The following is a 24,832-nucleotide window of genomic DNA, read 5'->3' on the forward strand; positions in this document are numbered from 1 at the left end:
AAGCCCGGCATCTCGCCGGGCTTTTTCTTTGCCGTCTTTATCAATTACTGGTTGGCGTTGACCGTGACGCCGAGCGTCTTGATCAGCGACTTCGGATCGGCCATGCCGCCGGCTGCAATGATGGCAAACGGCACGGGCTTGGCCGGGGCGGCCTTGATCTCGATGTTCTTCGGGCTGTCGAGATAGGCGCTGACCGCTGTTCCCAGGGCCTGGGCAAATTCGGCATTGCCGAGCTGCGCTGCCATCATCGGCAGGATGGCCTTGCCCTGGTTGACCAGGTCGGTGCGCTTGGCACCCTGCTGCTTGGCAGCGTAGTCGAGAGCCTTGTTGGTGAGCGAAGCATCGTCGAAGCGGATCGACGCGCCGGTGAAGCTCAGCTGCTGCATCAGGCCGAGCATGGCCATGCCCTTGGCATCGTCAGGCTTGCCGTCGCCGCTCTTTACAGCGTCCTGAATGCCCTTGATGAAGTCGAGCGTGTAACCGGAAATGTCGAACTTCATGCCCAGCGTGCCGGCATTGTCGGCGGCAAAGGCGAACTTGTCGACGTTGAGACGACCATCGGGGATGTTCCACGAGCCGTTCATGTCGATCTTGCCCGAAAGCGTTTCATAACCAAGCGCCTTGATCGTGTCCTTGGTCTTTGGGTCTTCCACGCCCGACAGGTCCGCCTTGAAGCTGGCGACATTGGATGTGAAGACAACCGGCGCCGACGCGGTGAACGGCGAAACGGAAACGGTCAGGTTGTCAGCCGAAAAGACATCCTTGCCCTTGCTGTTGACGTTGAAGTGCTTCAGCCCGCCCTTCTGGTACTGGAGCATTTTCGCCAGCGGCTCGGTTGCGCCTTCGGCCGGCAGGGTGATGCCTTCAAGCTTGATGCCTTCGACACTGATCTTGCTGTCCGGCTCATCGGCGGGGCTGAACTTGATATCCGGTACGGTCGCCGATCCGATCTTGAAGCCGCCGCCCGAAACGTCGCTGACATCGCTCAATGTCACGTCGCCTGCATTGAAGCTTTCCTTGGCGCCCGCTGCGGACAGCTTGGTGTCCTTGAGGATGACGGTCGAGCCGTTGGTTTCGACATTTGCGTATTCAAGGGTGCCGCCCTGTTCGCCATAAACGGCCTTCAAACGGGCCGCCACCGCATTGCCGTCCACCGCATAGGCTGAACCGGCAAAGACAACGACAAGTGCAGTGGTCGCAGCCATGAGGTGCAAGCCGGATTTCAGAGAGTAGGTTGGACGCATAGTGTGTTCCTTGTTTTGCTCAATAAACAAATCTATCCCATGCCGCGCGGCAAAACTATGACAGTCTTTCCCTGCGAAATCGGGCCAATTGGGCGGTAGAAAGTCAGATTTGGCGGATGGACGCAAGCCCTGCCCATTTTTTGCCCATCACGATAGGCAACAGGCTGTGATCTGAGCGAATCATTGCTTGCCCGTGAATCGGTGAGTTGATAACCCATTGACATGGGAAAAAGCCTGATTCCGCCAGACAATGGCGACGATAATATTGAACCGGTTGATCTGAAAGCCGCGCTGGAAGAACGCTATCTGGCCTACGCGCTTTCGACAATCATGAACCGTGCCCTGCCGGATGTGCGCGACGGGCTCAAACCCGTCCACCGCAGAATCATGCATGCGATGCGGCTGTTGCGGCTTTCGCCCGACCAGTCCTATGCCAAATGCGCCCGCATCGTCGGCGAGGTCATGGGCAAGTTCCACCCGCATGGCGACCAGTCGATCTATGACGCGCTGGTGCGCCTGTCGCAGGATTTCGCCGTGCGTTATCCGGTTGTCGACGGGCAGGGCAATTTCGGCAATATCGACGGCGATAACCCGGCGGCCATGCGCTATACCGAAGCGCGGATGACCGACGTTGCCATGCTGCTTCTCGAAGGCATCACCGAGGATGCTGTCGACTTCCGCCCGACCTATAACGAGGAAGACGAAGAACCGATCGTTCTTCCCGGCGCCTTCCCGAACCTGCTCGCCAACGGCTCGTCCGGCATTGCGGTGGGCATGGCCACGTCGATCCCGCCGCACAATGTATCGGAACTCTGCGCCGCCGCCCTGCACCTGATCAGGCATCCCGAGGCGACGGTCGAAGAGCTGATGTCGCTGGAGGATGATCCCGAGGATCACACCAGGACCAGGGTGCGCGGGCCGGATTTCCCGACCGGTGGCGTGCTTGTCGAAAGCGCCGATGCCATTCTCGATGCCTACAAGACCGGGCGCGGCGGTTTCCGCCTGCGCGCCCGCTGGCATGTGGAGGATCAGGGACGCGGCACCTGGATCGTTGTCATCACCGAAATTCCCTATCAGGTGCAAAAATCCCGGCTGATCGAAAAGATCGCCGAGCTCCTGATCGCCAAGAAAATTCCCTTGCTGGATGACGTGCGCGACGAATCCACCGAGGATGTGCGCATCGTGCTCGAACCGAAGAGCCGCAGCGTCAATCCCGACATTCTGATGGAATCCCTGTTCAAGCTGTCCGAGCTGGAAACACGCTTTCCCCTGAATATGAATGTTCTCTCGAACGGCAAGGTGCCCAACGTCCTGTCGCTGCGCGACGTGCTCAAGCAATGGCTCGAACACCGCAAGGACGTCCTCATCCGCCGTTCGCGCCACCGGCTGGCCGAGATCGAGCGCCGCCTGGAAATTCTCGGCGGTTTCCTGATTGCCTATCTCAACCTCGATGAGGTGATCCGCATCATCCGCGAGGAGGATGAGCCCAAGCAGGAAATGATGACCCGTTTCGGGCTGAGCGATGTTCAGGCGGAAGCGGTCCTGAACATGCGCCTGCGGTCGTTGCGCAAGCTCGAGGAATTCGAAATCCGCAAGGAGTTCGACGGGCTGACCGCCGAAAAGGGCGAAATCGAGCAGTTGCTGGGTTCCGATGCCAAGCAGTGGCAGACCATTTCCTGGCAGATCGCCGAAATGCAGAAGAAATATGCGGCCGACACACCGCTCGGCAAGCGACGCACCACCTTTGCCGATGCGCCGCAGCACGACCAGGCCGATATTCACCATGCCATGATCGAGAAGGAGCCGGTGACGGTTGTCGTCTCGGAAAAGGGCTGGCTGCGCGCCATGAAGGGGCATCTGCCCGATTTCTCGTCGCTGACCTTCAAGGAGGGCGACAAGCTCAAGCTGGCATTCCACGCGGAAACCACGGACCGGATTCTGATCCTGACCACCGGCGGCAAGTTCTACACCATCGGCGCCAACAGCCTGCCCGGCGGGCGCGGTCATGGCGAGCCGATCCGCATCATCGTGGATATGGAGAACGATCAGGACATCGTCACGGCCTTCGTGCACAACCCCGGACGCCAGCTGCTGCTGTCATCCCATGACGGCAACGGCTTCCTCGTGCCGGAGGCGGATGTCATGGCCAATACCCGCAAGGGCAGGCAGGTGATGAACGTCAAGGCGCCGGATGAGGCGCGCCATTGCATTCCCGTCACCGGTGACAGCGTGGCGATTGTCGGCGAGAACCGCAAGATGCTGGTGTTCCCGCTGGCGGAAATCCCCGAACTCGGGCGCGGCAAAGGCGTACGCCTGCAGCGCTACAAGGATGGCGGCGTCTCCGATATCCGCGTCTTTGCCATGGAGCGGGGGCTCACATGGCAGGATGCGGCGGACCGGACGTTCACGCGCAGCCGGGAGGAACTGGCCGAATGGATCGGGCCGCGTGCTTCCGCCGGCCGCATGGTGCCGAAGGGTTTCCCGCGCTCGGGCAAGTTTTCCTGACATCGACGTGACGGCTGATTGAAAAATTAAACGAGAGCGTTCATTCTCGTATTGACCGGTTTTGCGTTTCGCTGTAAATGAGAGTGAACATTCGCTCTTTTTTGTGGTGCCTCGTGACCGACAGTATTCTGCCAAAGCAGTCGAAGCTCCTAACCGATGACGGATCGGACAGGGAATCCGGTTGTTTTGTCGCCAAGCTGTTCGGCAAACGGGCGCAGAACCGCGAAGTGCAGGAAGCGCGCATCCTTGAAGCCGCCACCAACTGTTTTGTCCGTGCGGGCTTTCGTGGCGCATCGATGAATGACATCTGCTCCGAGGCCGGCATGAGCCCCGGTGCGCTTTACCGTTACTTCCCCTCGAAGGAATCCCTGATCGAAGCCATCGTCGCCGGCCATCGCAAGGCAAGCGCCGAAATTCTCGACCGCATGAGCGGGTACGGCAACATCATCGATGCGCTTGTGATGGTGGGCCTCGATCACGTTCGCCAGAAGTCGGCGAACGGCGTTGACGACGCCAGCGCGCGGCTTTTTGCCGAAGTGCGGGCGGAAGCCATCCGCAACGAGGCCGTTGCGGCCCAATGCGAGCTTTATGAAGGACAGATGCGCGAAAAGCTTCTGTCGGCCGTCGGCGCCGCCAAGGCCCGGGGCGAGATTGATCCCGTCGGTGACCTTGAGCTTGTCGTGGCCAGCCTTGCCGCCATGGGCGAGGGGATCATCATGCGGAATTTTCCGGCACAGGGTGTGCCTGTCGAGGCGCTGGAGCCGATGTTCCGCGCTCTTGCAGTCGGCATCCTGCGCCCCGTGCAAGCATAAATACTGACATACCGATCCAGCAAATACCTCTTTTGATCAGGTAATCCGATGCGCAACCGTCGCACTAAACTTCTGGCATCCGTCGTTCTGGCCCTCGGCCTCACCGCCACGCTCGTCCCGGCCGCCATGGCCGAGGACAAAACGGCCGTACAGGCGGTCAAGCCGCCCGTCATCAATGTCATTCCGGCCGCCGAAGCCGAGATGGTCGCGTCCATCACCGTCACCGGCACCATCGTTCCGCGTCAGGAAGTTGCCGTGGGAACCGATGTGGCGGGGCTGATCGTGCTCGAACTCAGCGCCGATCAGGGTGACCGGGTGAAGGAGGGCGATATCATCGCCCGCCTCGACAAATCGTCCCTCGAAATCCAGCTGGCGCAGATCGAGGCGCAGCGCGCCCAGGCCGAAGCATCCATCGCCCAGTCGGAGGCGCAGATCGTTGATGCGCAGATCGCCGTCCGGCAGGCCCAGGAAGCGCTCGACCGCGCCCGCGCCCTGTCGGCCAAGGGCATTACCTCCAAAGCCGATTTCGACAATGCCACCAATGCCTATGACAGCGCCAATGCCCGGCTCAACACATCCCGGCAGGCGCTGGTTGCCAGCCAGTCGCAGCTGCAATTGGTGGCCGCGCAGAAACGCGATGTCCTGCTGCGCATCGAAAAGGCCGATGTCAAGGCACCGACGACCGGCGTCGTCCTCAGCCGCAATGCGCTGCTTGGCGGGATCGTGTCGATGAATGCCGGTCCGCTGTTCCGCATCGCCCGCGACGGCGAGTTCGAACTTTCGGCCAATATACCGGAAGTGGATTTGCCGCGCCTCAAGCCTGACATGCCGGTGGCCGTGCGCGTGTCCGGCATGGAGCAGCCGGTTTCCGGCCGGGTCCGCCTCATCTCCCCGGAAATCACCGCAAGCTCGCGCCTCGGTGCGGTGAAGATTTCACTGGAGCGCAATGACGCGATCCGGCCCGGCAACTTTGCCCGTGCGGTCATCGAATTGACCCGGCGCAATGGCGTCAGCGTCCCGCTCTCGGCCGTTGTCTATCGCGGCCCGACGGCCCTTGTGCAGGTGGTCAAGGACGGCGTGGTCGACACGCGCAAGGTCACCCTCGGCATCCGCAATGACCGCGCTGTGGAAGTGCTCGACGGCCTTGCCGACGGCGAAGACGTTGTCGCGCGGGCCGGTACGTTCGTTGCCAATGGCGACCGGGTGACGCCCATGCGCATTGCCGCGGAAACGACGGGGGCAGTCAAATGAACTGGAACATTTCCGCCTGGTCGATCCGCAATCCGGTTCCGTCGATCCTGCTGTTTGTCGTGCTCGTCGTTCTCGGCCTGATGAGCTTTTCCAAGCTGCCGATCACCCGCTTTCCCAATATCGATGTTCCCCTGATTTCCGTGGCGATCACCGATCCCGGCGTTGCGCCGAGCGAGCTGGAAACCCAGATCGCCAAGCGTGTCGAGGATTCGGTTGCCAACATCACCGGCGTGAAGAACGTCACCACCACGCTGACCGAAGGCATTTCGACGACGCTCGTCGAGTTCCGCCTCGAAGTGGATACGCAAAAGGCGCTCAACGATGTCAAGGATGCGGTCACCCGTATCCGCAGCGATCTGCCTGCCACGATCAAGGAACCCATTGTCAGCTCTGTCGATGTCGAGGGCTCGTCGATCCTGACCTATGCGATTTCCGCGCCGGCGATGACATCCGAGGAACTGTCGTGGTTCGTCGACGACAAGATTCTGCGCGATATCCAGGGCGTCAAGGGTGTCGGCCGTGTCGAACGCTATGGCGGCGTGACGCGGGAAATCCGCGTCTCGCTCGATCCGGACCGTCTGACGGCATTGGGCGTGACTGCATTTGACGTCAACCGCGCGCTGAAATCGATGAATGCCGATCTGACCGGCGGGCGCGGCGATCTGGGTTCAACCCAGCAGACCATCCGTACCCTTGGCGCATCCCGCACGCTGGACGACCTGCGCAGCGTCGAAATTCCGCTGGCGGGCGGGCGCTCTGTCCGGCTGGATGCCATCGGCACCGTGTCGGATTCGTTCCAGGAACCCAAATCCTTTGCCCGCGTCAACAACCAGACCGTTGTGTCCCTCGGCGTGTTCCGCGCCAAGGGTGCCAGCGATGCTGATGTGTTCAAGCGGGTTCAGGACCGCATGGACCTGCTGACGCAGAAATACCCCGATGTGCGGTTCAGCATCATCGACAATGCGGTGAACTACACCTACGGCAATTACGAAGCCGCCATGAGCTCGCTGGTCGAAGGCGCGCTGCTGTCGATCGTCGTGGTCTTCCTGTTCCTGCGCAATATCCGCGCGACGCTGATCGCGGCGATTGCCCTGCCTCTGTCCGCCATCCCGACATTCTGGGCCATCGATATGCTCGGCTTCTCGCTGAACCTGATCAGTCTGCTCGGCATCACGCTGGTGACGGGTATTCTCGTCGACGACGCCATCGTGGAGATCGAGAACATCGTCCGGCACATGCGGTCGGGCAAATCGCCTTACCGCGCGTCGCTGGAAGCGGCCGACGAAATCGGACTTGCCGTTATCGCCATTTCCGTAACGATCATTGCGGTGTTTGCGCCGGTCAGTTTCATGAGCGGCATTGCCGGACAATATTTCAAGCAGTTCGGCCTGACGGTCGCCGTGGCGGTGTTCTTCTCGCTGCTGGTCGCCCGCCTGATCACGCCGATGATGACGGCCTATCTCCTGCGCGACGGCAAGAACCTGCACCATGAGGACAATGACACCGGCTGGGTTGGCGCCTATACACGCTTCCTTGGCGTGACGCTGCGCTATCGCTGGCTCACGCTGATCAGCGGCGTCCTGCTGTTTGCAACGGCCATCTGGGCCATGGGGTTCCTGCCATCCGGATTTGTCCCGGCGCAGGACGAGGCGCGGGTGGCGGTCAATCTCGAGCTGACGCCGGGTTCGCGCATCGATGAAACCCGCCGCGTCACCGATGAAGCGGCGCTGCGGGTCCGGGAAATCCCGGAAGTGCAGCAGACCTATGTCGTCGGCGGGTCGTCGCCAAAGGGCGAGACGGACACGCGCCGCGCGACCATGATCGTCAAGCTCAGCCACAAGAGCGAGCGCAACCGGAGCCAGAAGCAGATCGAAGCCGAGATTTTCGCCAAGCTTTCCGAAGTGCCGGATCTGCGCGCCAACTTTGTCAATGATCGCGGCGAACGCGAATTTGCCGTCGGCGTCATCGGCACGGACGGCCAGAAGGTGAGCGAGCAGGCCCGGTCCATGCAGAGCGGCATGACGGCAACGGGCAGCTTCCAGGCGGTGTCCTCCAGCGCCGCGCTGGACCGTCCGGAAATCATCGTGACACCGCGCATGGACAAGCTGGCCGAGCTTGGCCTGTCCACGGCTGCCGTTTCCGATGCGCTGCGCGTGGCGACGCTTGGCGATCTCGATGCCAATCTGGCGAAATACACCGTGGGTGACCGGCAGATTCCGATCCGGGTTCAGCTGACCGAGGACGCCCGCCGCGACCTGACCGTCTTGAACACGCTGACCGTGACCGCCCCATCCGGCGTCGTGGTGCCGCTGGCATCCATCGCACAGGTCAGTTTCGGCCAGGGACCGTCGTCCATCGAACGCTTCAACCGCGAACGGCGCGTCGTCGTCGGCGCCAACATGGCCGGCGGCAAGGAGATCGGCGAGGGGCTTTCCATCGTCAAGGGCTTGCCGCAGGTCAAATCCATGCCGGATGGCGTGCGCATTCAGGAAACTGGCGACGCTGAAGTGATGGGCGAAGTGTTCGCGGGCTTCCGCAATGCGATGATCATGGGCCTGATGCTGGTGTTCGTGGTGCTGATCCTGCTCTTCGGCAGTATCTTCCACGCCTTCACCATCCTGATGTCATTGCCGTTGTCGATTGCCGGTGTGGCCGCCGCCCTGCTGCTCACCAACAATTCCGTGTCCATGGCCGTGGTCATCGGTATTCTCATGCTGATGGGCATCGTCACCAAGAACGCCATCATGCTGGTCGATTTTGCCATTGAAGAGGTCAAGCACGGCATTCCGCGCAATGAGGCCATCATCGACGCGGGCCGCAAGCGCATCCGTCCCATTGTCATGACGACGATTGCCATGTCCGCGGGCATGGTGCCGGCGGCGCTGGCCTTCGGCGATGGCGGCGAGTTCCGGGCACCCATGGCCATCGCGGTGATCGGCGGGCTGCTGATCTCGACTGTCCTGTCGCTGGTGTTCGTGCCGTCCTTCTACACGATCATGGACGATCTCAGCCGCTGGATGGCGCGTGCGTTCCATTGGGGTTTCCGTCCGAACAAGCCGGACGAAGCCGAAACGGCCGCACGCCCTGGCGTGCGCACCGTGCCCGCCTATCCGGCACCGGGCTATGCCAGCGAGGCAGCCGAATAGGGGTTCTCAGATCGGGTGGCGGAATGCCGCCATCCGAGAGCGCTTGCGGGCGCTGTGCATCTGCCAGATCGAATGGCTGACCAGCGTGGTGATGATGATGATACCGCCGAACAGGGTGGGGTCGCTCGGACGTTCGGCAAAGACCAGCCAGACCCAGATCGGCGCCAGAACCGTCTCCAGCAGATAAAACATAGCCACTTCAGGCCCGGACAGGAAGCGCGGGCCGGTCGCCAGGCAGGCAAAGGCGATTGTCGTCACCACGGCGCCGTTGAAGATGATCCAGCCGGGCGCCGCGACGGAAAAGCCATGCTGTGAAACCATGAAAATCGCCACGGTCATCGGCAGGACGGTGCCGATAATGGCCGCAAAGCTCATATCCTTCTTCGAGGCGCGGGTGACCGTGATGGCGGAGGCGAGGAAGAATGTCGACATGAGAGCGATGATATTGCCGAACAGGTGCCCCGATGACAGGCCCTCGCGCACGATAATCCCGACGCCGATCAGCATGAAGAACATGGCGACGAAGGTTGCGGTTTTCGGGCGCTCCTTCAGGAAAATCCAGGAAAGCAGCGCGGCAAACACCGTGTTGAACGCCAGGATGAAGACAAGGTTGGCCGTCGAGGTGTTGTAGACGGCGATCATGAAGAAGATCGAGCCCAGGCCGTAAAGCCCGGCCACGGCAAAGCCGATCCGTCCCGGCAGGATGGTTTTGACCCGGCCGGTCACCATGCTCCACACCGCCCAGATGATCAGGGCGCAGATGAAGGTCGTGCCGCTGCGCAGCAGCAGGGTCGACCAGGTTTCCCCCTGGCCGAGGCGCAGCAGCGGGATATCGACGGAGAGTATCAGCCCGCCTATGCCCGTGATGAGCAGGCCCTTGCGGTGATCGAGATGCGGTTGGGACATTTCCTCTGACTTTCCAAGTCTTTTTCTTGTTTTGAGGCCCGAGCATTAGCCGCAAGCGCTGGCTTATTCTAGGGCCGGGATTCATTAATCTGTTTCGAAGGAAACGGGTAAGCGGTGCTGGAACCAATCGGTCACCCCCCTCTGTCCTGCCGGACATCTCCCCCACAAGGGGGGAGATCAGCCTTCACAGCTGTTTCAGTTAATCTCAAAGGCAGCAAAACTGGTAAACTATTGATGTCGATGTGATCTCCCCCCTCGTGGGGGAGATGGGCGGCAGCCCAGAGGGGGGTGAATTACAATAAGATGTGCTGCAACCCCGCTCAATCGCGGCGTTCCCAGCCCTTCGGGCCCAGATGTTCCTGGGGCTTGTAGCGGATTTTGTACTGCATCTTGCGCGAGCCCTCGACCCAGTAGCCGAGATAGACATGCGGGAGGCCGGCGGCAGCGGCGCGCTGGATATGATCGAGGATCATGAAGGTGCCGAGCGAACGGTCGGCGTAATCCGGATTGAAGAAGGAATAGACCATCGACAATCCGTCGCCCATGACATCGGTCAGCGCCACGGCGATCAGTTCGCCTTCGCCCTTCTTGGTGATGAAGGAATCCGGCCCGCGGCGGCGGTATTCGATGATCTGGGTGGGGACATGGGTGTCTTCAACCATCATCGCATAGTCGAGCACCGTCATTTCCGACATGCCGCCCTTGTTGTGCCGCGCGTCGAGATAGCGCCGGAAGAGGGCGTATTGTTCGGTCGAAGGTTCCGCCTGGTGGATATTGCCGATCAGGTCCCGGTTGTGGTTCCAGACCCGGCGCATGGATTTGTCCTGCTTGAACTCCCCGGCCAGAATCCGCACGGAAACGCAGGCCCGGCAATTCTCGCAGGCCGGACGGTAGGCAATGTTCTGGGAGCGGCGGAAACCGCCCTGGGTCAGGAGATCATTCAGCTCGGCGGCGCGCCCGCCGACGAGGTGTGTAAAAACCTTGCGCTCCAATTGCCCTTCCAGATAAGGACAGGGTGAGGGTGCTGTCAGGAAGAACTGCGGTGATTGCTGCGGTTGATGCGTCATTCGTTATCCTGGAACAGTCTGCAACCCCTATAGAATCGTAAGCCCCCCGAAAACGTCAATTCAATTATATTGCATTCAGATGTGAATGTCGCGGGTCGTCGTTGCAAACGTTACGGCCAGGACCGAGGTGCCAAGCAAAATGTCAGCCGTGCTCGTCATTGAGATTGTAGCAGGGCTGGCCGTTCCATGAATGGCTCGGCGCGTCCGCCTTGCCGTCGACCGTACGGCCCCAGCGGCCGGCGAAGGAACGGTAATCGTTGGAGAAGCGAATGGTCAGCAGACCCGAGCCGTATTTGTCGACCCAGACCATCGTGCGCTCGGTACCCTTGGCCGGATCTTTTTCCGCGAGGGTTCCCATGACGAGGCCATCGCGCGCTTCGATCTGGTATGTGCCCGATATGCGGCCATCACGATCCACATTGAGCGCCGTGACGACATCCCGGTAGTCGCCGCTTGAAATCACCTCGCCGCAAAACCGTCCGGCCGGCGAAGCAGCGATGCTGACGCCAAGTGCGGAACCATAGAATGCAAATGCCATTGCGGCGAGAGCAGCAAGCCTGAGATGAGTCATGGATGTGGCCGGTAAAGAAAGAAGGCTCCCGACGGGAGCCCTCTGGATTAATGATATGCGCGTACGACGACCGTACCAAGAAGAAGATCGTGGACCGTGCGTTTGCGGTCGACAACGAAAGTTGCGAGCAGGATCAGCGGTGTCAGCACCACATTCAATCCCCAGAACAGGACCGTATGGACGATGGCAAGCAGGCCATCGACCTTCTGGCCGTCAAGACGTTCGAGCCTGAGGCCCATCATCTGCATGCCCTTGGTTGCCTGGCGCGGTCCGCCAAGTGTTGTCGCCACATAGGCGAGTGCCACGGCCGGGAACATGATGCCGTACAGCATCCATCCAAGGCCAAGCGTTGCAACACCCAGAATGGCGATGATGATCGCAACCGGGATGCACAGGAAAAACACGATGACATAATCCATCAGGAACGCGAAAATGCGGCTGGACCGCACGCCCTGATACATCCGCCAGTCATCCAGGCGGTTGGTGATTATTTCGCCGTCAAGCGCGCTCGTATTCATTTCGTTTCCCGTTTCAAACACACGGACACAGTGCCGTGCTGCAGAACGTGGGAACTCCGGAATGGAAATTCAAGGAGATTTTGCGCAATAGGGCTGCATATGGCCATTGTGCGTGGTTCGACAAGCTCACCATGAGGGAGAGTGAGGATTGCAGGGAACGGTATTCTTCAATGTTCCCAATCGACTGTGCAGCCCATGCATTTCCCTCATGGTGAGCTTGTCGAACCACGCACGGAGCTGATTCAGTCTAAAGCCCGGCTTTCAGGCGCTCGGCGACAAGCGGGGCGAAATAGGTCAGGATGCCGTCGCAACCGGCTCGCTTGAACGCCAGCAGCGTTTCCATCATCACCCGTTCCTCGTCGATCCAGCCATTGGCGCCGGCGGCCTTGATCATCGTGTATTCGCCGGACACCTGATAGGCGAATGTCGGGACGCAGAATGTCTGCTTGAGCCGGTGGATGATGTCGAGATAAGGCAGGCCGGGCTTGACCATCAGTGAATCCGCGCCTTCCGCCAGATCCTGCTCCGCTTCGCGGACCGCCTCGTCCGTGTTGGCCGGATCGATGTAATAGGTCTTCTTGTCGCCCTTCAGGCGTCCCGACGTGCCGATGGCTTCGCGGTAGGGGCCATAGAAGGCCGATGCGAACTTGGTCGCATAGGCCATGATCGCCACATCCTGGAAACCATTCTGGTCCAGCGCTTCGCGGATGGCGCCGATACGGCCATCCATCATGTCGGACGGTGCAATGATATCGGCACCGGCGGCTGCCTGCAGCACGGCGCCGCGGGTGATCTGCGCCACCGTCTCGTCATTGACGATGATGCCGTCGCGCAGAATGCCATCATGGCCATGACTGGTGAACGGGTCGAGCGCCACATCGGTGATCATGCCGATTTCCGGCACTGCGTCCTTGATGGCGCGGGTGGCGCGGTTGATCAGGTTGTCGGCATCGAGAATGCCCGATCCCGTCTCATCGCGCAGCGCCGGATCGATATTGGCGAAGGTGGCAATGGCCGGAATGCCGAGCTTTGCGGCACGCTCCGCCTCGCGCGCGGCCATATCCACAGAAAAGCGCTGCACGCCGGGCATGGCGGCAATGTCTTCACGGCGATTCGTCCCCTCGCACAGAAAGATCGGCCAGATCAGGTCATTCACCGTCAGCTGGTTCTCCTGAACCAGGCGGCGCGACCAGTCAGCCTTGCGCATGCGGCGCAGGCGGCGGCTCTGCGTGATTTCATCGACGGTCCTGCCGGTGCTGGCATGAAAAGGGGAAACTTTGTTCATGATGGCTGCCTTATCCGCGTGCGGCGGACTTTCTGCTGTTGTTTAGAAGTGTTTTAACAGGCTTCCCCCCTCGGACCAAGATGCTTGGCAACAGATGTGATCCATTGACGCGGTGCGCCGGAGTTTCCTAACCTCATAATAATCAATGAGGAGGGGTGCATGGAAATCGATTTCGGCGGCGAAGGCGAAGTAGTATTCGAAACCAGGGGCAAGGCCGGACTGGTTCGTTTGACACGCCCGAAAGCCCTCAATGCCCTGACCCCGATCATGGTCCGGGCGATGCATCGCGCCCTGCAGGCCTGGGCCGCCGATCCCGATATCGCCTGCGTTATCGTTGAGGGGGAGGGCCGCGCCTTTTGTGCGGGCGGCGATATTCTTGCCGTCTACCATGCGGGGCAGGCGGGCAAGCCGCTCTATGACTTCTTTTACGACGAGTACCGGCTCAATGCCTTCATCCGCCACTTTCCAAAACCTTATGTTTCCCTGATCGACGGCATCGTCATGGGCGGTGGAGTCGGCATTTCCGTGCATGGCTCGCACCGGATCGTCACGGAAAATGTCATGTTCGCCATGCCGGAAGTTGGCATCGGCTTCTTTCCCGATGTGGGCGGCAGTGCCTTCCTGCCGCATTTGCCCGAACATTTCGGCACCTATCTTGCCCTGACCGGCAACCGTATCCGCCAGGGCGACTGCCTGCAGAGCGGCATTGCCACCCATGCCATCCGGGCGCAGGACAAGGAGGCGATCCGCCATAGCCTGATCAAAACAGGCGACCCGGCGGAAGCCTTGCACGGCAAAACGATCAATCCGGACTATGAAACCAGTGAAAAAATACGCGATATGATCGGCGTGCTCTTCGATTCGCAAACGCTCGGCGGTTGTCTCATCCGCTTGGCTGCCGCCGGCGTGAACGGAAACGAGGATGCGCAGCGCGTTCTGGATATCGTCAGGACACGTTCTCCCACCAGCCTGCACGTGACGTTCAGGCAGATCGAAGAAGGACGTGATCTCGACATGGATCAATGCATGCAGATGGAATACCGGATCCTGTCCCGAATGCTGGAAAACCACGATTTCTATGAAGGTGTCCGGGCGCTGCTGGTCGATAAGGGCAATGCGCCGGTCTGGCAGCCTGCAACGGTCGAAGACGTGACGCCGGAGATGGTGGACGCTTATTTCGCGCCGCTGGGCGAGCGGGAACTGCAGCTTACATGATCGAGAAGCCCACCCATCTGCCCTTCGATTCGACGCTGGCCCAGACCGGATTCATCTGGCTGCTGCGTTTGGTGTCACTGTATTGCCTCGCGGCCGGTGTCGGTTACTGGGTGCAGATCATGGGCTATTACGACGGGCTGCTCTGGCGCTTCGATTTGATGCCCTGGCAATGGAAGGTAGCGTCCGTGTCGCTGGCCATGCTGTTTCCCGTGGCGGCGACCGGGCTCTGGATGATGGTTTCGTGGGGCCCCGTCATCTGGTTCGTGGCTGCCGCGGGTGAGACGCTGATGTTCACCGTGTTCTGGGAATACTTTTATTACCGGCCGGCAATCGCCGTTATCCATGGCTGCGTCGCCTTGCTCTATATCGCCTTCCGTATCGTGCTTTTGCTGCAGAAGCGCCAGCAGGCCATGCCGCAGCGGTAAGTCTTCATTAAGCCTGAAATTGCATGCCTTGTGGTAAGGTACTGTTAAGTCTGAGTTTTAATTCGAATTTTATGCGTATTCGATAGTGTTGCCTCAACGGTGAGAAAAATACACCGAAACAACAGTGAGGCAGGTATTATGAACAACATACAGAGAAAGTCTGGCACGAGCCCGCATGCGACCGTCAATGATACAGCATTGCGGACTCTTTATCTTGAAGCACTTCAGTTGGTCGAACGTCTGCATCGTCGTTTACTTGACGTTGTCAAAGATGAATTCGACCGCAACGGCCGCAGCGACATCAACGCCATCCAGGCATTGCTGCTTTTCAACATCGGCAATGCTGAACTGACCGCCGGTGAACTGCGCAGCCGCGGCTACTATCTCGGCTCGAACGTGTCCTACAATCTGAAGAAACTGGTCGAACTCGGCTTCATCTCCCACGAGCGTTCCCGCACCGACCGGCGTTCGGTTCGCGTCAGCCTGACGGAGAAGGGCAATGAAGTGGCCGAACTGGTTGCAGGCCTTTACGAGCGTCACGTGGCGTCGATCGAGCATGTCGGCGGCATCAAGGCGGAAGAATTCCAGTCGATGAACAAGGCGTTGCAGCGTCTCGACCGCTTCTGGAACGATACCATCGCCTACCGCATGTAATCCTCGAGACCACTGTCAAACAAAAGCCCGGCTTCGCGTGACAGCGAAGGCGGGCTTTGCTGTGCAGGGCTGTGCCTGCGGGGCAAAAGTCATCAATCCGCCATAATGGCGTGGAAAGGCGTTTTGAGTTATTCCATAATTCAGTGAAGCTTAAATAGCGGCCTCCGCACGGGCTGATCGGCGCTCGAACCATCACGATAACGCGATCAGTGCAAAAGTTGCTGTTTATTAAGGGTGTTCCTGATAATTTTGGAAACCATAATCCGTGTTCTGCGTTATGAGGCGACGGGTTGGTTACAGAACTTCCAATTGGGTTGGGCAATACTATGAAGAAACTAGGATCATCAGCGCTTGATCGCCGCACATTCCTCACGGGCGTGGCAACAGCTGGTTTGGCTGCCATTGCATCGTCCGCCTGGGCGGAAGATGCCGCAATCAACGACATCCTTGCTTCTCCACGCCGCGGCAACTGGGACGATCAGTTCGACGCACGCTCCAGCGCCCACGCCAAGGTGGCCAGCTTCCAGCCGATTGCCAGCCCCGAGACGGTGTCCTTCATTCAGGCGGCCATCAACAGCTACAACCAGATCGTTGCCGGTGGCGGCTGGCCGAACGTGCCGGTTACCACCAAACTGCAACTCGGCGTTGTCGATCCTTCCGTTTCCATCCTGCGCAAGCGCCTGATGGTATCGGGCGATCTGTCCGCGAGCGCCGGCATTTCCAATTCGTTCGACACCTATGTCGATGCGGCGGTGAAGCGTTTCCAGTCCCGCCACGGCCTTCCCGCCGATGGTGTCATGGGCCAGTTCACCATTGCCGCCATGAACATTCCGGCCAATATCCGGCTCGGCCAGCTGCAGACCAATCTGGAGCGCGTGCGCACGCTCGCCGCTGCCAACCAGGGCGCCCGCTATGTCATGGTCAATATTCCGGCCGCGCAGATCGAGGCTGTCGAGGGCGGCCGCGTCGTGCAGCGCCATACGGCCATTGTCGGCAAGATCGACCGCCAGACGCCGATTCTCGACTCCAAGATTTCCGAAGTCATTCTCAACCCTTACTGGACGGCACCGAAGTCGATCATCCAGAAGGATATTATCCCGCTGATGCGCAAGGACCCGACATACCTCACGCGCAACAAGATCCGCCTGTTCAACGAACAGCGCCAGGAAGTGCCGCCGGAAAGCGTCGACTGGAACACCGACGATGCGGTCAAGCTGATGTTCCGTCAGGACCCGGGCAAGATCAACGCCATGTCCTCGACCAAGATCAACTTCCCCAATCCCTACGCGGTTTACATGCATGACACGCCGCAGCAGGGCAATTTCAACAAGCTGATGCGCTTCGATTCCTCCGGCTGCGTGCGCGTGCAGAACGTGCGCGACCTGAATGTCTGGCTGCTGCGCAACACGCCGGGCTGGGACCGCCAGACCATGGATGCGACGATCAAATCCGGCGTAAACACGCCGATTGCCGTTGCCGATCCGGTTCCCCTGCATTTCGTCTATGTCAGCGCCTGGTCGACCGGCGACGGCGTTGTCCAGCTGCGCGACGATATTTATGAGCGCGATGGCCAGCAGGCCCTGTCGATCGGCACCAACACCTGATCGCTGCATCTGCTTGAAGATGCTGATATTGCAAAGACCGCCTCCGGGCGGTCTTTTTGCATTTGAATGGTGGATGGCGGTTTCGGGCTAGTGCTTTTCGCCCACCGGCCATTGGCCTTGATCGTTTAAGTATGATAATGCGCCGGAAATACCTACTCACTTACCGGCAAATGAGGGTCCAGGCACCATGTCGAATGCAAGCGCTTCCGTTGCAGATACATTTTTCAACGCATCACTCGAAGACATCGATCCGGAAATTTTTGGCTCCATCCGCAAGGAACTGGGCCGCCAGCGCCACGAGATCGAGCTGATCGCCTCGGAAAACATCGTTTCGCGCGCCGTGCTTGAGGCACAGGGCTCGATCATGACCAACAAATATGCCGAGGGCTATCCGGGCAAGCGCTATTATGGCGGCTGCCAGTTTGTCGATATCGCGGAAGAACTGGCCATCGAGCGCGCCAAAAAACTGTTCAACTGCGAATATGCCAATGTGCAGCCGAATTCCGGCAGCCAGATGAACCAGGCCGTATTCCTGGCACTGCTGCAGCCGGGCGACACCTTCATGGGCCTCGACCTCAATTCCGGCGGGCACCTGACCCACGGTTCGCCCGTCAACATGTCCGGCAAATGGTTCAACGTCGTGTCCTACGGCGTGCGCCAGGACGACAACCTGCTCGACATGGCCGAAATCGAACGTCTGGCGCATCAGCACAAGCCAAAGCTGATCATTGCCGGCGGCACGGCCTATTCGCGCGTCTGGGATTTCGAGCGCTTCCGCCAGATCGCCGATGCGATCGGCGCCTATCTCATGGTCGACATGGCGCACATCGCCGGTCTCGTGGCTGCCGGTGCGCACCCGTCGCCGCTGCCGCATGCGCATGTCACCACCACCACGACGCACAAATCCCTGCGCGGCCCGCGCGGCGGCATGATCCTGACCAACGACGCTGATATTGCCAAGAAGATCAATTCGGCTGTCTTCCCCGGCCTGCAGGGCGGACCGCTGATGCATGTCATCGCCGCCAAGGCCGTGGCTTTCGGCGAAGCGCTGAAGCCGGAATTCAAGACCTACGGCCAGAATGTCGTGAACAATGCCCGTACCCTGGCAGAATCGCTGAAGAAGAACGGCCTCAACATCGTTTCGGGTGGCACGGACAACCATTTGATGCTGGTGGACCTGCGTCCCAAGAACGCCACCGGCAAGCGTGCGGAAGCCGCGCTTGGCCGCGCCAACATCACCTGCAACAAGAACGGTATCCCGTTCGACCCGGAAAAGCCGTTCGTCACCTCGGGCGTGCGCCTGGGCACCCCGGCTGGCACGACGCGCGGTTTCGGCGCGGCCGAATTCACCGAGATCGGCAATCTGATTTCGGAAGTGCTCGATGGCCTGAAGGTCGCCAATTCCGACGAGGGCAATGCAGCGGTTGAAAAGGCTGTGCAGACCAAGGTGGTCGAGCTGACCGGCCGCTTCCCGCTTTACCCCTATCTCGGACAGTAAATCCGGGAGAATTACTGAAAATGGCGGTGCTTGAGCGCCGCCATTTTTGTTTGCGGGTGCGGGAGGAAGTGCGTGGTTCGACAAGCTCACCATGAGGGAGGTGAGTTGGCGTCAATCGATTCGCAAACGCTGCGGGGTATGGCTCCCTGCAATCCTCCATCTCCCTCATGGTGAGCTTGTCGAACCACGCACAGCAGCTTTGCCACCCGCCGGTCAAGATTAGTCACACCAACCATTTCTTTGACACATCGTTGCGGCCAGGGTGCTTTTATATCGTACCGAAAGTCACTATCTTCCCTAACGATTTCAGAATCATCTCCGGAAAGCCAAACGATGCGTTGTCCCTACTGCCAGTCTGAGGATACTCAGGTGAAAGATTCCCGCCCCGCCGAAGATGGGGCGGTGATCCGCAGGCGGCGCATCTGTACCGTGTGCGGCGGGCGCTTCACCACCTTCGAGCGCGTGCAGCTGCGCGATCTCAGCGTGATCAAGAAGAGTGGCCGCAAGGTGGCTTTCGACCGCGACAAGCTGATGCGTTCGGTGGAAGTGGCGCTGCGCAAGCGGCAGGTCGATCCGGAACGGGTGGAGCGCGCGGTGTCGGGCATCGTCCGCCAGCTCGAAAGCTCCGGCGAACCGGAGGTCAGCTCCGACGAAATCGGCCGGCTGGTCATGGATGCGCTGAAAGGCATCGATGACATCGCCTACATCCGCTTCGCCTCGGTCTACCGCAATTTCCGCGAGGCCAAGGATTTCCACAATGTGATCGACGAAATCACCGCTGGCGATGTTGCGTCCGATCCGGTCGAGGATGAGTGAACCGCATGAACCCATCGGAGCAGAGTGCGCTTGACCGGCGCTACATGGCTGCGGCCATTCGTTTGTCGCGCAGCCATCAGGGGCTGACGGGAACAAACCCGTCCGTCGCGACGCTGATTGTCGACAAGGATGGTGTCATTGCCGGGCGCGGTGTGACCGCCATCGGCGGGCGGCCGCATGCGGAAACACAAGCCTTGGCCGAGGCTGGCGACCGGGCGAGGGGCGCCACGGCCTATGTCACGCTCGAACCCTGCGCCCATCACGGCAAGACGCCGCCCTGTGCCGATGCGCTTGTGACAGCGGGCGTCAGCCGCGTCGTTGCCGCCGCCAATGACCCGGATGACCGGGTGGCGGGCAGGGGCTATGCCATCCTGCGCAATGGCGGCATCGAGGTGGTGACCGGCGTTCTGGCGGCGGAAGCCGCCGATTATCTCGCCGGCTACCTGATTCGATCATCGAAAAAACGCCCGGAAGTGACTCTGAAACTTGCACTTTCCGCCGATGGCTATATCGGCAGGCACGGGACGGGCCAGATTGCCATCACCGGCCCGGTTGCGCGGGCGCAGGTGCACCTGATGCGGGCTGAATCCGATGCCATTCTCGTGGGAATTGGCACGGCGCTGGCCGATGACCCCGTCTTGACCTGCCGCCTGCCGGGGCTGGAAAACCGTTCGCCGGTGCGCGTCGTGCTCGACAGCCGGCTGCGTCTGCCGCTGGACAGCAAGCTGGTGCAGTCGGCGGGTAGCGTTCCCCTGTGGATTGCCGCCAGCGCCCAGGCCGATCCGGCCAAGCGCCAGGCGCTGGTCGCGGCGGGCTGCCGCATGCTCGCGACCGAAACCGATTGCGGCGCAACCGCGCTGCCGGAACTGCTCGACGATCTGGCCGCGCAGGGCATCGCCACGCTGATGGTGGAGGGCGGTGCTGCCGTCGCGTCCGCGCTTCTGCAGGACGATCTCGTTGACCGCATTGCGCTTTTTGAAGGCCCGCTGGCAATCGGATCGGACGGCGGTCTTGCAGTACCGGAACTTTCTTCCCATATCGCTCGTGACTTCACGCTGTCGCGGGATGACCGCTTCGGTGACGATCACTATCGCGAATACGTAAGACCCATCTGAGGAACCATGCATGTTTACGGGAATTGTAACGGATATCGGCAAGATAGGTCAGGTCAAGCCGCTCAATGAAGGCGTGCTTCTGCGCGTGGAGACCAATTACGATCCGCAGACGATCGAGATCGGCGCCTCCATCTCCTGTTCAGGCGTGTGCCTGACCGTCGTGACGCTGCCGGAAAAGGGTTCGAATGCCCGCTGGTTCGAGGTGGAAGCCTGGGAAGAGGCTCTGCGCCTGACCAGCATCGCCAACTGGAAGAACGGCACGCGCATCAATCTGGAACGCTCGCTGAAGCTGGGCGACGAGATGGGCGGGCACCTTGTCTCCGGCCATATCGATGCCATGGCCGAGATCGTCAAGCGCGAGGATGAGGGCGATGCCGTCCGCTTCACGCTGCGGGTGCCGGAAGAACTGGCGCGGTTCATCGCGCCGAAAGGCTCCGTGGCGCTCGACGGCACGTCGCTGACGGTCAATGCCGTCAATGGCAATGAATTCGATGTCCTCTTGATCCGCCATTCGCTCGAAGTCACCACCTGGGGCGACCGCAAGGCCGGTGACAAGGTGAATATCGAGATCGATCAGATGGCGAGATACGCTGCACGGCTTGCAGAATATCCGAAATCAGCCTAGGACCACACGCAGAGGCGGAGCATCTTCGCCACCCCCATTGAGTTCTGGAGTTTTCCATGTCCAAAAAAAAGGCGCATGCGCCCCATCTGTTGATCGTGGAAGCGCGATTCTACGACGACCTGTCGGATGCCCTGCTGAACGGTGCCAAGCTGGCGCTCGATGAAGGCAAGGCAACCTATGATATCGTGACCGTTCCCGGCGCGCTTGAAGTGCCTGCCGCCATTTCCTTTGCCCTCGATGCAGCGGAAGACGGCGGAACGGAGTATGATGGCTTCGTGGCACTTGGTACGGTCATTCGCGGCGAAACCTATCATTTCGATATCGTTGCCAATGAATCCTGCCGTGCTCTGATGGAGCTTGCGGTGGATGAAAGCATTGCCATCGGCAATGGCATTCTCACCGTCGAGAACGAAGAGCAGGCCTGGGCCCGTGCCCGCCGCGAGGACAAGGACAAGGGTGGCTTTGCAGCGCGCGCTGCCTTGACCATGATTGCCCTCAAGGAAAAACTCGGAGCCTGACCGGATGCCTGCTTCCAAAGATGGGGAAAGTCCCGCTGTAAAGCCCGCCAACAAACGCGGCGTTGCCCGCCTGGCGGCGGTGCAGGCACTGTACCAGATGGATGTTGCCGGAACCGGCGTGATCGAGGTGGTGGCGGAATATGAAGCACACCGTCTCGGCAAGGAAGTCGACGGTACGCAGTATCTGGATGCCGATCCGCAATGGTTCCGTGCCATTGTCGCCGGTGTGGTTGCCGAGCAGACATCCCTCGATCCGATGATCCGTCAGGCCCTGACCGAAGACTGGCCGCTGTCGCGGCTCGATTCCACGCTGCGGGCGATCCTGCGCGCCGGTATCTGGGAACTGAAGAACCGTCCCGATGTGCCGACGGCGGTTATCGTTTCGGAATATATCGACATCGCCAAGGCCTTCTACACGGAAGACGAACCCAAACTGGTGAATGCCGTGCTCGACCGTCTGGCCTTCGAACTGCGCGGTGAAAGCCGCGGCGCGAAGAACCCGCGCGGCTGACGTCCATTCATTGAAAGTGGCGGGCACCCCCCTCTGTCCTGCCGGACATCTCCCCCACAAGGGGGGGAGATCACATCGGCATCGATGTTGTTACAGTGTCTTTGACGTTGGCAGTTGATTTGCAGTGGCTCTGACAGCTGATCTCCCCCCTTGTGGGGGAGATGGGCGGCAGCCCAGAGGGGGGTGTTCCATCGTGCCTGTTGGCAAGCTTATCCCAACCCTGAGCCGCCTCAGCGAAAGGCCTTGACCTTTTCGCATCCGCTTCGTTACTCCTAGTACATACGGTCGCGTTTCTGCCGGCCTGGCAGATTTTGCGTGCCGTACCGAACCTGACCTGGGGAGGGGTATTTTTCGGGTCAAAATCTGAGGGAGTGGCATGACTATACTGTTTCTCGTCATCGCCTGCGGTCTGCTGTCTGTCGTTTACGCTTTCTGGGCTACCCAATCGGTGCTCGCAGCGGACCAGGGCAATGCGCGCATGCAAGAAATCGCCGGTGCAATTCGCGAAGGTGCACAGGCCTATCTCACACGTCAGTATACCACGATCGCCATGGTTGGCGTCGTTGTCTTTCTAGCAGTCTGGTACCTCTTGTCTTCCACCGCAGCGGTCGGCTTCATGATCGGTGCGGTCTTGTCGGGGCTTGCCGGTTTCATCGGCATGCATGTTTCCGTCCGCGCCAATGTGCGCACGGCGCAGGCATCGTCCCGCAGTCTCGCCGCCGGTCTCGAGATCGCCTTCAAATCCGGCGCGATCACCGGCATGCTGGTGGCCGGTCTCGCGCTTTTGGGCGTCTCGGTCTACTATTATATCCTGACCGGCCCGATGGGCCATCTGCCTGCGGACCGTGTTGTCATTGACGCGCTTGTCTCCCTCGGGTTCGGTGCGTCGCTTATTTCCATCTTCGCCCGTCTTGGCGGTGGCATCTTCACCAAGGGTGCTGATGTCGGCGGCGATCTCGTCGGCAAGGTCGAAGCCGGAATTCCCGAAGATGACCCGCGCAATCCGGCAACCATCGCCGACAATGTGGGCGACAATGTCGGCGACTGCGCCGGCATGGCCGCCGACCTTTTCGAAACCTATGCGGTGACCATTGTTGCCACCATGGTTCTGGGTGCCATCTTCTTTGCCGCAACGCCCGTCCTGAGCACGGTCATGCTCTATCCGCTCGCCATCTGCGGCGCCTGCATCATCACCTCGATTGCCGGGACGTTCTTCGTCAAGCTCGGTGCGAACAACTCGATCATGGGTGCGCTCTACAAGGGCCTGATCGTGACGGGTCTTCTGTCGATTGCCGGTCTTGCCCTTGCCACGTCGATGACTGTCGGCTGGGGTGAGGTGGGAACGGTCGCAGGCAAGTCGATCACCGGCATCAACCTCTTCTATTGCGGCCTTGTCGGGCTCGTGGTGACGGGATTGATCGTGGTGATCACCGAATATTATACCGGCACCAACAAGCGTCCGGTCAATTCGATTGCCCAGGCGTCGGTGACCGGCCACGGCACCAACGTCATCCAGGGTCTGGCCGTGTCGCTTGAATCGACGGCGCTGCCCGCCCTGGTCATCGTCGGCGGCATCATCTCGACCTACCAGCTTGCCGGGCTGTTCGGCACCGGCATCGCCGTTACCGCCATGCTCGGCATTGCCGGCATGATCGTTGCGCTCGATGCCTTCGGTCCGGTGACGGACAATGCCGGCGGTATCGCGGAAATGGCCGGGCTTGATCCGGACGTGCGCAAGTCCACCGACGCGCTGGATGCCGTTGGCAACACGACGAAAGCCGTGACCAAGGGCTATGCCATCGGTTCGGCCGGTTTGGGCGCACTGGTGCTGTTTGCCGCCTATTCCAACGACCTGCAGTTCTTCATCAGCGAAGCGAACAAGGATGGTTCGACGGCCTTCTCCTATTTCAAGGGAATCGGCGCCGTATCGTTTGAGCTTTCCAATCCCTACGTTGTCGCCGGTCTGATCTTCGGCGGTCTCATCCCCTACCTCTTCGGCGGTATCGCGATGACGGCCGTTGGCCGGGCAGCAGGTTCCGTGGTAGAAGAAGTGCGCAGGCAGTTTCGTGAAAAGCCGGGCATCATGGCCGGTACGGAGCGTCCGGACTATGCGCGGGCGGTGGATATTCTCACCCGCGCCGCCATCAAGGAAATGGTCGTGCCGTCGCTGCTGCCGGTATTGGCGCCGCTCGTCGTCTATTTCGGCGTGCTGCTGATTTCCGGTTCAAAAGCCTCGGCCTTCGCCGCGCTCGGTGCTTCGCTTCTCGGCGTGATCATCAATGGCATTTTCGTTGCCATTTCGATGACATCCGGCGGCGGCGCCTGGGACAATGCCAAAAAGTCCTTCGAAGACGGCTTTGTCGACAAGGATGGCGTTCGTCATATGAAGGGATCGGATGCCCACAAGGCTTCCGTGACCGGCGATACGGTTGGCGATCCCTACAAGGACACGGCTGGCCCTGCGGTCAATCCTGCGATCAAGATCACCAACATCGTGGCCTTGCTGCTGCTGGCGGTGCTTGCGCACGGATAAGCGTCCATCACGT

At 60.3% G+C, this 24,832-nt stretch carries 21 protein-coding genes; 15 read left to right on the plus strand and 6 right to left on the minus strand.

All coding sequences use genetic code 11. The features are described 5' to 3' along the window. Nucleotides 1–44: 44 nt before the first annotated feature. Complete coding sequence (locus tag AC1Q5O_RS03280) at nt 45–1,244, minus strand: aq_1923 C-terminal domain (RefSeq protein WP_492561888.1); 1,200 nt, start codon at nt 1,242–1,244, stop codon at nt 45–47. A gap of 222 nt (nt 1,245–1,466) precedes the next feature. On the opposite strand from AC1Q5O_RS03280, the gene parC reads away from it, so the two are divergent. The 4 genes from parC to AC1Q5O_RS03300 all read left to right on the plus strand — a co-directional run bounded on the left by parC (nt 1,467) and on the right by AC1Q5O_RS03300 (nt 8,958). Next, a complete protein-coding gene (gene parC, locus AC1Q5O_RS03285) occupies nt 1,467–3,749 on the plus strand; it encodes a DNA topoisomerase IV subunit A (protein ID WP_492561889.1) in 2,283 nt (760 codons plus the stop codon). A 113-nt stretch (nt 3,750–3,862) separates the two neighbouring features. Beyond that, nucleotides 3,863–4,561 (plus strand): TetR/AcrR family transcriptional regulator, encoded by a 699-nt coding sequence (locus AC1Q5O_RS03290; RefSeq protein ID WP_223615708.1) that lies wholly within the window; start codon nt 3,863–3,865, stop codon nt 4,559–4,561. A gap of 48 nt (nt 4,562–4,609) precedes the next feature. Then, entirely contained in the window at nt 4,610–5,812 is a 1,203-nt protein-coding gene (locus tag AC1Q5O_RS03295) for an efflux RND transporter periplasmic adaptor subunit (RefSeq protein WP_492561890.1), read from the plus strand. After that, entirely contained in the window at nt 5,809–8,958 is a 3,150-nt protein-coding gene (locus AC1Q5O_RS03300; RefSeq protein ID WP_492561891.1) for an efflux RND transporter permease subunit, read from the plus strand. Before AC1Q5O_RS03295 ends, AC1Q5O_RS03300 begins: the two co-directional genes overlap by 4 nt. 6 nt (nt 8,959–8,964) lie before the next feature. On the opposite strand, the gene AC1Q5O_RS03305 is transcribed toward AC1Q5O_RS03300, so the two are convergent. From AC1Q5O_RS03305 to hemB, 5 genes are all read right to left on the minus strand, one after another. Next, nucleotides 8,965–9,864 (minus strand): DMT family transporter, encoded by a 900-nt coding sequence (locus AC1Q5O_RS03305; RefSeq protein ID WP_492561892.1) that lies wholly within the window; start codon nt 9,862–9,864, stop codon nt 8,965–8,967. Nucleotides 9,865–10,184: 320 nt separating this feature from the next. Beyond that, complete coding sequence (locus AC1Q5O_RS03310) at nt 10,185–10,931, minus strand: arginyltransferase (RefSeq protein ID WP_223615712.1); 747 nt, start codon at nt 10,929–10,931, stop codon at nt 10,185–10,187. Nucleotides 10,932–11,073: 142 nt separating this feature from the next. Further along, nucleotides 11,074–11,502 (minus strand): hypothetical protein, encoded by a 429-nt coding sequence (locus AC1Q5O_RS03315; RefSeq protein WP_492561893.1) that lies wholly within the window; start codon nt 11,500–11,502, stop codon nt 11,074–11,076. Between the two features lie 47 nt (nt 11,503–11,549). Next, on the minus strand, nt 11,550–11,963 hold the full coding sequence (locus AC1Q5O_RS03320; RefSeq protein WP_472462494.1) for an RDD family protein: 414 nt from the start codon (nt 11,961–11,963) through the stop codon (nt 11,550–11,552). 304 nt (nt 11,964–12,267) lie between these two features. Beyond that, nucleotides 12,268–13,305, minus strand: a complete 1,038-nt coding sequence (gene hemB / locus AC1Q5O_RS03325; RefSeq protein WP_464659933.1) for a porphobilinogen synthase — start codon at nt 13,303–13,305, stop codon at nt 12,268–12,270. 159 nt (nt 13,306–13,464) lie between these two features. On the opposite strand from hemB, the gene AC1Q5O_RS03330 reads away from it, so the two are divergent. The 11 genes from AC1Q5O_RS03330 (at nt 13,465) to AC1Q5O_RS03380 (ending at nt 24,819) form a co-directional block, all read left to right on the plus strand. Further along, complete coding sequence (locus tag AC1Q5O_RS03330) at nt 13,465–14,520, plus strand: enoyl-CoA hydratase/isomerase family protein (RefSeq protein ID WP_492561894.1); 1,056 nt, start codon at nt 13,465–13,467, stop codon at nt 14,518–14,520. Continuing rightward, nucleotides 14,517–14,945, plus strand: coding sequence for a DUF6163 family protein (locus AC1Q5O_RS03335; protein ID WP_223615716.1), 429 nt, complete (start codon nt 14,517–14,519; stop codon nt 14,943–14,945). The genes AC1Q5O_RS03330 and AC1Q5O_RS03335 overlap by 4 nt, the downstream gene beginning before the upstream one ends. Nucleotides 14,946–15,083: 138 nt before the next feature. Then, nucleotides 15,084–15,599: a transcriptional regulator LdtR gene (ldtR, locus tag AC1Q5O_RS03340; protein ID WP_105735615.1), complete on the plus strand. Its 516-nt coding sequence runs from the start codon at nt 15,084–15,086 to the stop codon at nt 15,597–15,599. Nucleotides 15,600–15,913: 314 nt separating this feature from the next. Beyond that, nucleotides 15,914–17,203, plus strand: a complete 1,290-nt coding sequence (locus AC1Q5O_RS03345) for a L,D-transpeptidase family protein (RefSeq protein ID WP_492561895.1) — start codon at nt 15,914–15,916, stop codon at nt 17,201–17,203. Nucleotides 17,204–17,390: 187 nt separating this feature from the next. Beyond that, nucleotides 17,391–18,701, plus strand: coding sequence for a serine hydroxymethyltransferase (gene glyA / locus AC1Q5O_RS03350; RefSeq protein ID WP_492561896.1), 1,311 nt, complete (start codon nt 17,391–17,393; stop codon nt 18,699–18,701). A 333-nt stretch (nt 18,702–19,034) separates the two neighbouring features. Beyond that, nucleotides 19,035–19,517, plus strand: a complete 483-nt coding sequence (gene nrdR, locus AC1Q5O_RS03355) for a transcriptional regulator NrdR (RefSeq protein WP_105735609.1) — start codon at nt 19,035–19,037, stop codon at nt 19,515–19,517. A gap of 5 nt (nt 19,518–19,522) precedes the next feature. Further along, nucleotides 19,523–20,632, plus strand: coding sequence for a bifunctional diaminohydroxyphosphoribosylaminopyrimidine deaminase/5-amino-6-(5-phosphoribosylamino)uracil reductase RibD (gene ribD / locus AC1Q5O_RS03360; protein ID WP_492561897.1), 1,110 nt, complete (start codon nt 19,523–19,525; stop codon nt 20,630–20,632). A gap of 10 nt (nt 20,633–20,642) precedes the next feature. After that, a complete protein-coding gene (locus AC1Q5O_RS03365) occupies nt 20,643–21,257 on the plus strand; it encodes a riboflavin synthase (protein WP_223615720.1) in 615 nt (204 codons plus the stop codon). Between the two features lie 56 nt (nt 21,258–21,313). Next, nucleotides 21,314–21,775, plus strand: coding sequence for a 6,7-dimethyl-8-ribityllumazine synthase (gene ribH, locus AC1Q5O_RS03370; RefSeq protein WP_492561898.1), 462 nt, complete (start codon nt 21,314–21,316; stop codon nt 21,773–21,775). A gap of 4 nt (nt 21,776–21,779) precedes the next feature. Then, nucleotides 21,780–22,286, plus strand: a complete 507-nt coding sequence (nusB, locus tag AC1Q5O_RS03375; protein WP_223615721.1) for a transcription antitermination factor NusB — start codon at nt 21,780–21,782, stop codon at nt 22,284–22,286. 376 nt (nt 22,287–22,662) lie between these two features. Then, nucleotides 22,663–24,819 (plus strand): sodium-translocating pyrophosphatase, encoded by a 2,157-nt coding sequence (locus AC1Q5O_RS03380; protein WP_492561899.1) that lies wholly within the window; start codon nt 22,663–22,665, stop codon nt 24,817–24,819. The last annotated feature ends 13 nt before the right edge of the window (nt 24,820–24,832 follow it).

The organism is Phyllobacterium sp. MT110 (genome assembly GCF_058792715.1).

What these genes read in the sequence shown, in the direction of transcription:
- AC1Q5O_RS03280 (WP_492561888.1), bottom strand. Translation starts at nt 1,244, where the DNA reads ATGCGTCCAACCTACTCTCTGAAATCCGGCTTGCACCTCATGGCTGCG.
- parC (WP_492561889.1), top strand. Translation starts at nt 1,467, where the DNA reads ATGGGAAAAAGCCTGATTCCGCCAGACAATGGCGACGATAATATTGAA.
- AC1Q5O_RS03295 (WP_492561890.1), top strand. Translation starts at nt 4,610, where the DNA reads ATGCGCAACCGTCGCACTAAACTTCTGGCATCCGTCGTTCTGGCCCTC.
- AC1Q5O_RS03300 (WP_492561891.1), top strand. Translation starts at nt 5,809, where the DNA reads ATGAACTGGAACATTTCCGCCTGGTCGATCCGCAATCCGGTTCCGTCG.
- AC1Q5O_RS03305 (WP_492561892.1), bottom strand. Translation starts at nt 9,864, where the DNA reads ATGTCCCAACCGCATCTCGATCACCGCAAGGGCCTGCTCATCACGGGC.
- AC1Q5O_RS03310 (WP_223615712.1), bottom strand. Translation starts at nt 10,931, where the DNA reads ATGACGCATCAACCGCAGCAATCACCGCAGTTCTTCCTGACAGCACCC.
- AC1Q5O_RS03315 (WP_492561893.1), bottom strand. Translation starts at nt 11,502, where the DNA reads ATGACTCATCTCAGGCTTGCTGCTCTCGCCGCAATGGCATTTGCATTC.
- AC1Q5O_RS03320 (WP_472462494.1), bottom strand. Translation starts at nt 11,963, where the DNA reads ATGTATCAGGGCGTGCGGTCCAGCCGCATTTTCGCGTTCCTGATGGAT.
- hemB (WP_464659933.1), bottom strand. Translation starts at nt 13,305, where the DNA reads ATGAACAAAGTTTCCCCTTTTCATGCCAGCACCGGCAGGACCGTCGAT.
- AC1Q5O_RS03330 (WP_492561894.1), top strand. Translation starts at nt 13,465, where the DNA reads ATGGAAATCGATTTCGGCGGCGAAGGCGAAGTAGTATTCGAAACCAGG.
- AC1Q5O_RS03335 (WP_223615716.1), top strand. Translation starts at nt 14,517, where the DNA reads ATGATCGAGAAGCCCACCCATCTGCCCTTCGATTCGACGCTGGCCCAG.
- ldtR (WP_105735615.1), top strand. Translation starts at nt 15,084, where the DNA reads ATGAACAACATACAGAGAAAGTCTGGCACGAGCCCGCATGCGACCGTC.
- glyA (WP_492561896.1), top strand. Translation starts at nt 17,391, where the DNA reads ATGTCGAATGCAAGCGCTTCCGTTGCAGATACATTTTTCAACGCATCA.
- nrdR (WP_105735609.1), top strand. Translation starts at nt 19,035, where the DNA reads ATGCGTTGTCCCTACTGCCAGTCTGAGGATACTCAGGTGAAAGATTCC.
- ribD (WP_492561897.1), top strand. Translation starts at nt 19,523, where the DNA reads ATGAACCCATCGGAGCAGAGTGCGCTTGACCGGCGCTACATGGCTGCG.
- AC1Q5O_RS03365 (WP_223615720.1), top strand. Translation starts at nt 20,643, where the DNA reads ATGTTTACGGGAATTGTAACGGATATCGGCAAGATAGGTCAGGTCAAG.
- ribH (WP_492561898.1), top strand. Translation starts at nt 21,314, where the DNA reads ATGTCCAAAAAAAAGGCGCATGCGCCCCATCTGTTGATCGTGGAAGCG.
- nusB (WP_223615721.1), top strand. Translation starts at nt 21,780, where the DNA reads ATGCCTGCTTCCAAAGATGGGGAAAGTCCCGCTGTAAAGCCCGCCAAC.
- AC1Q5O_RS03380 (WP_492561899.1), top strand. Translation starts at nt 22,663, where the DNA reads ATGACTATACTGTTTCTCGTCATCGCCTGCGGTCTGCTGTCTGTCGTT.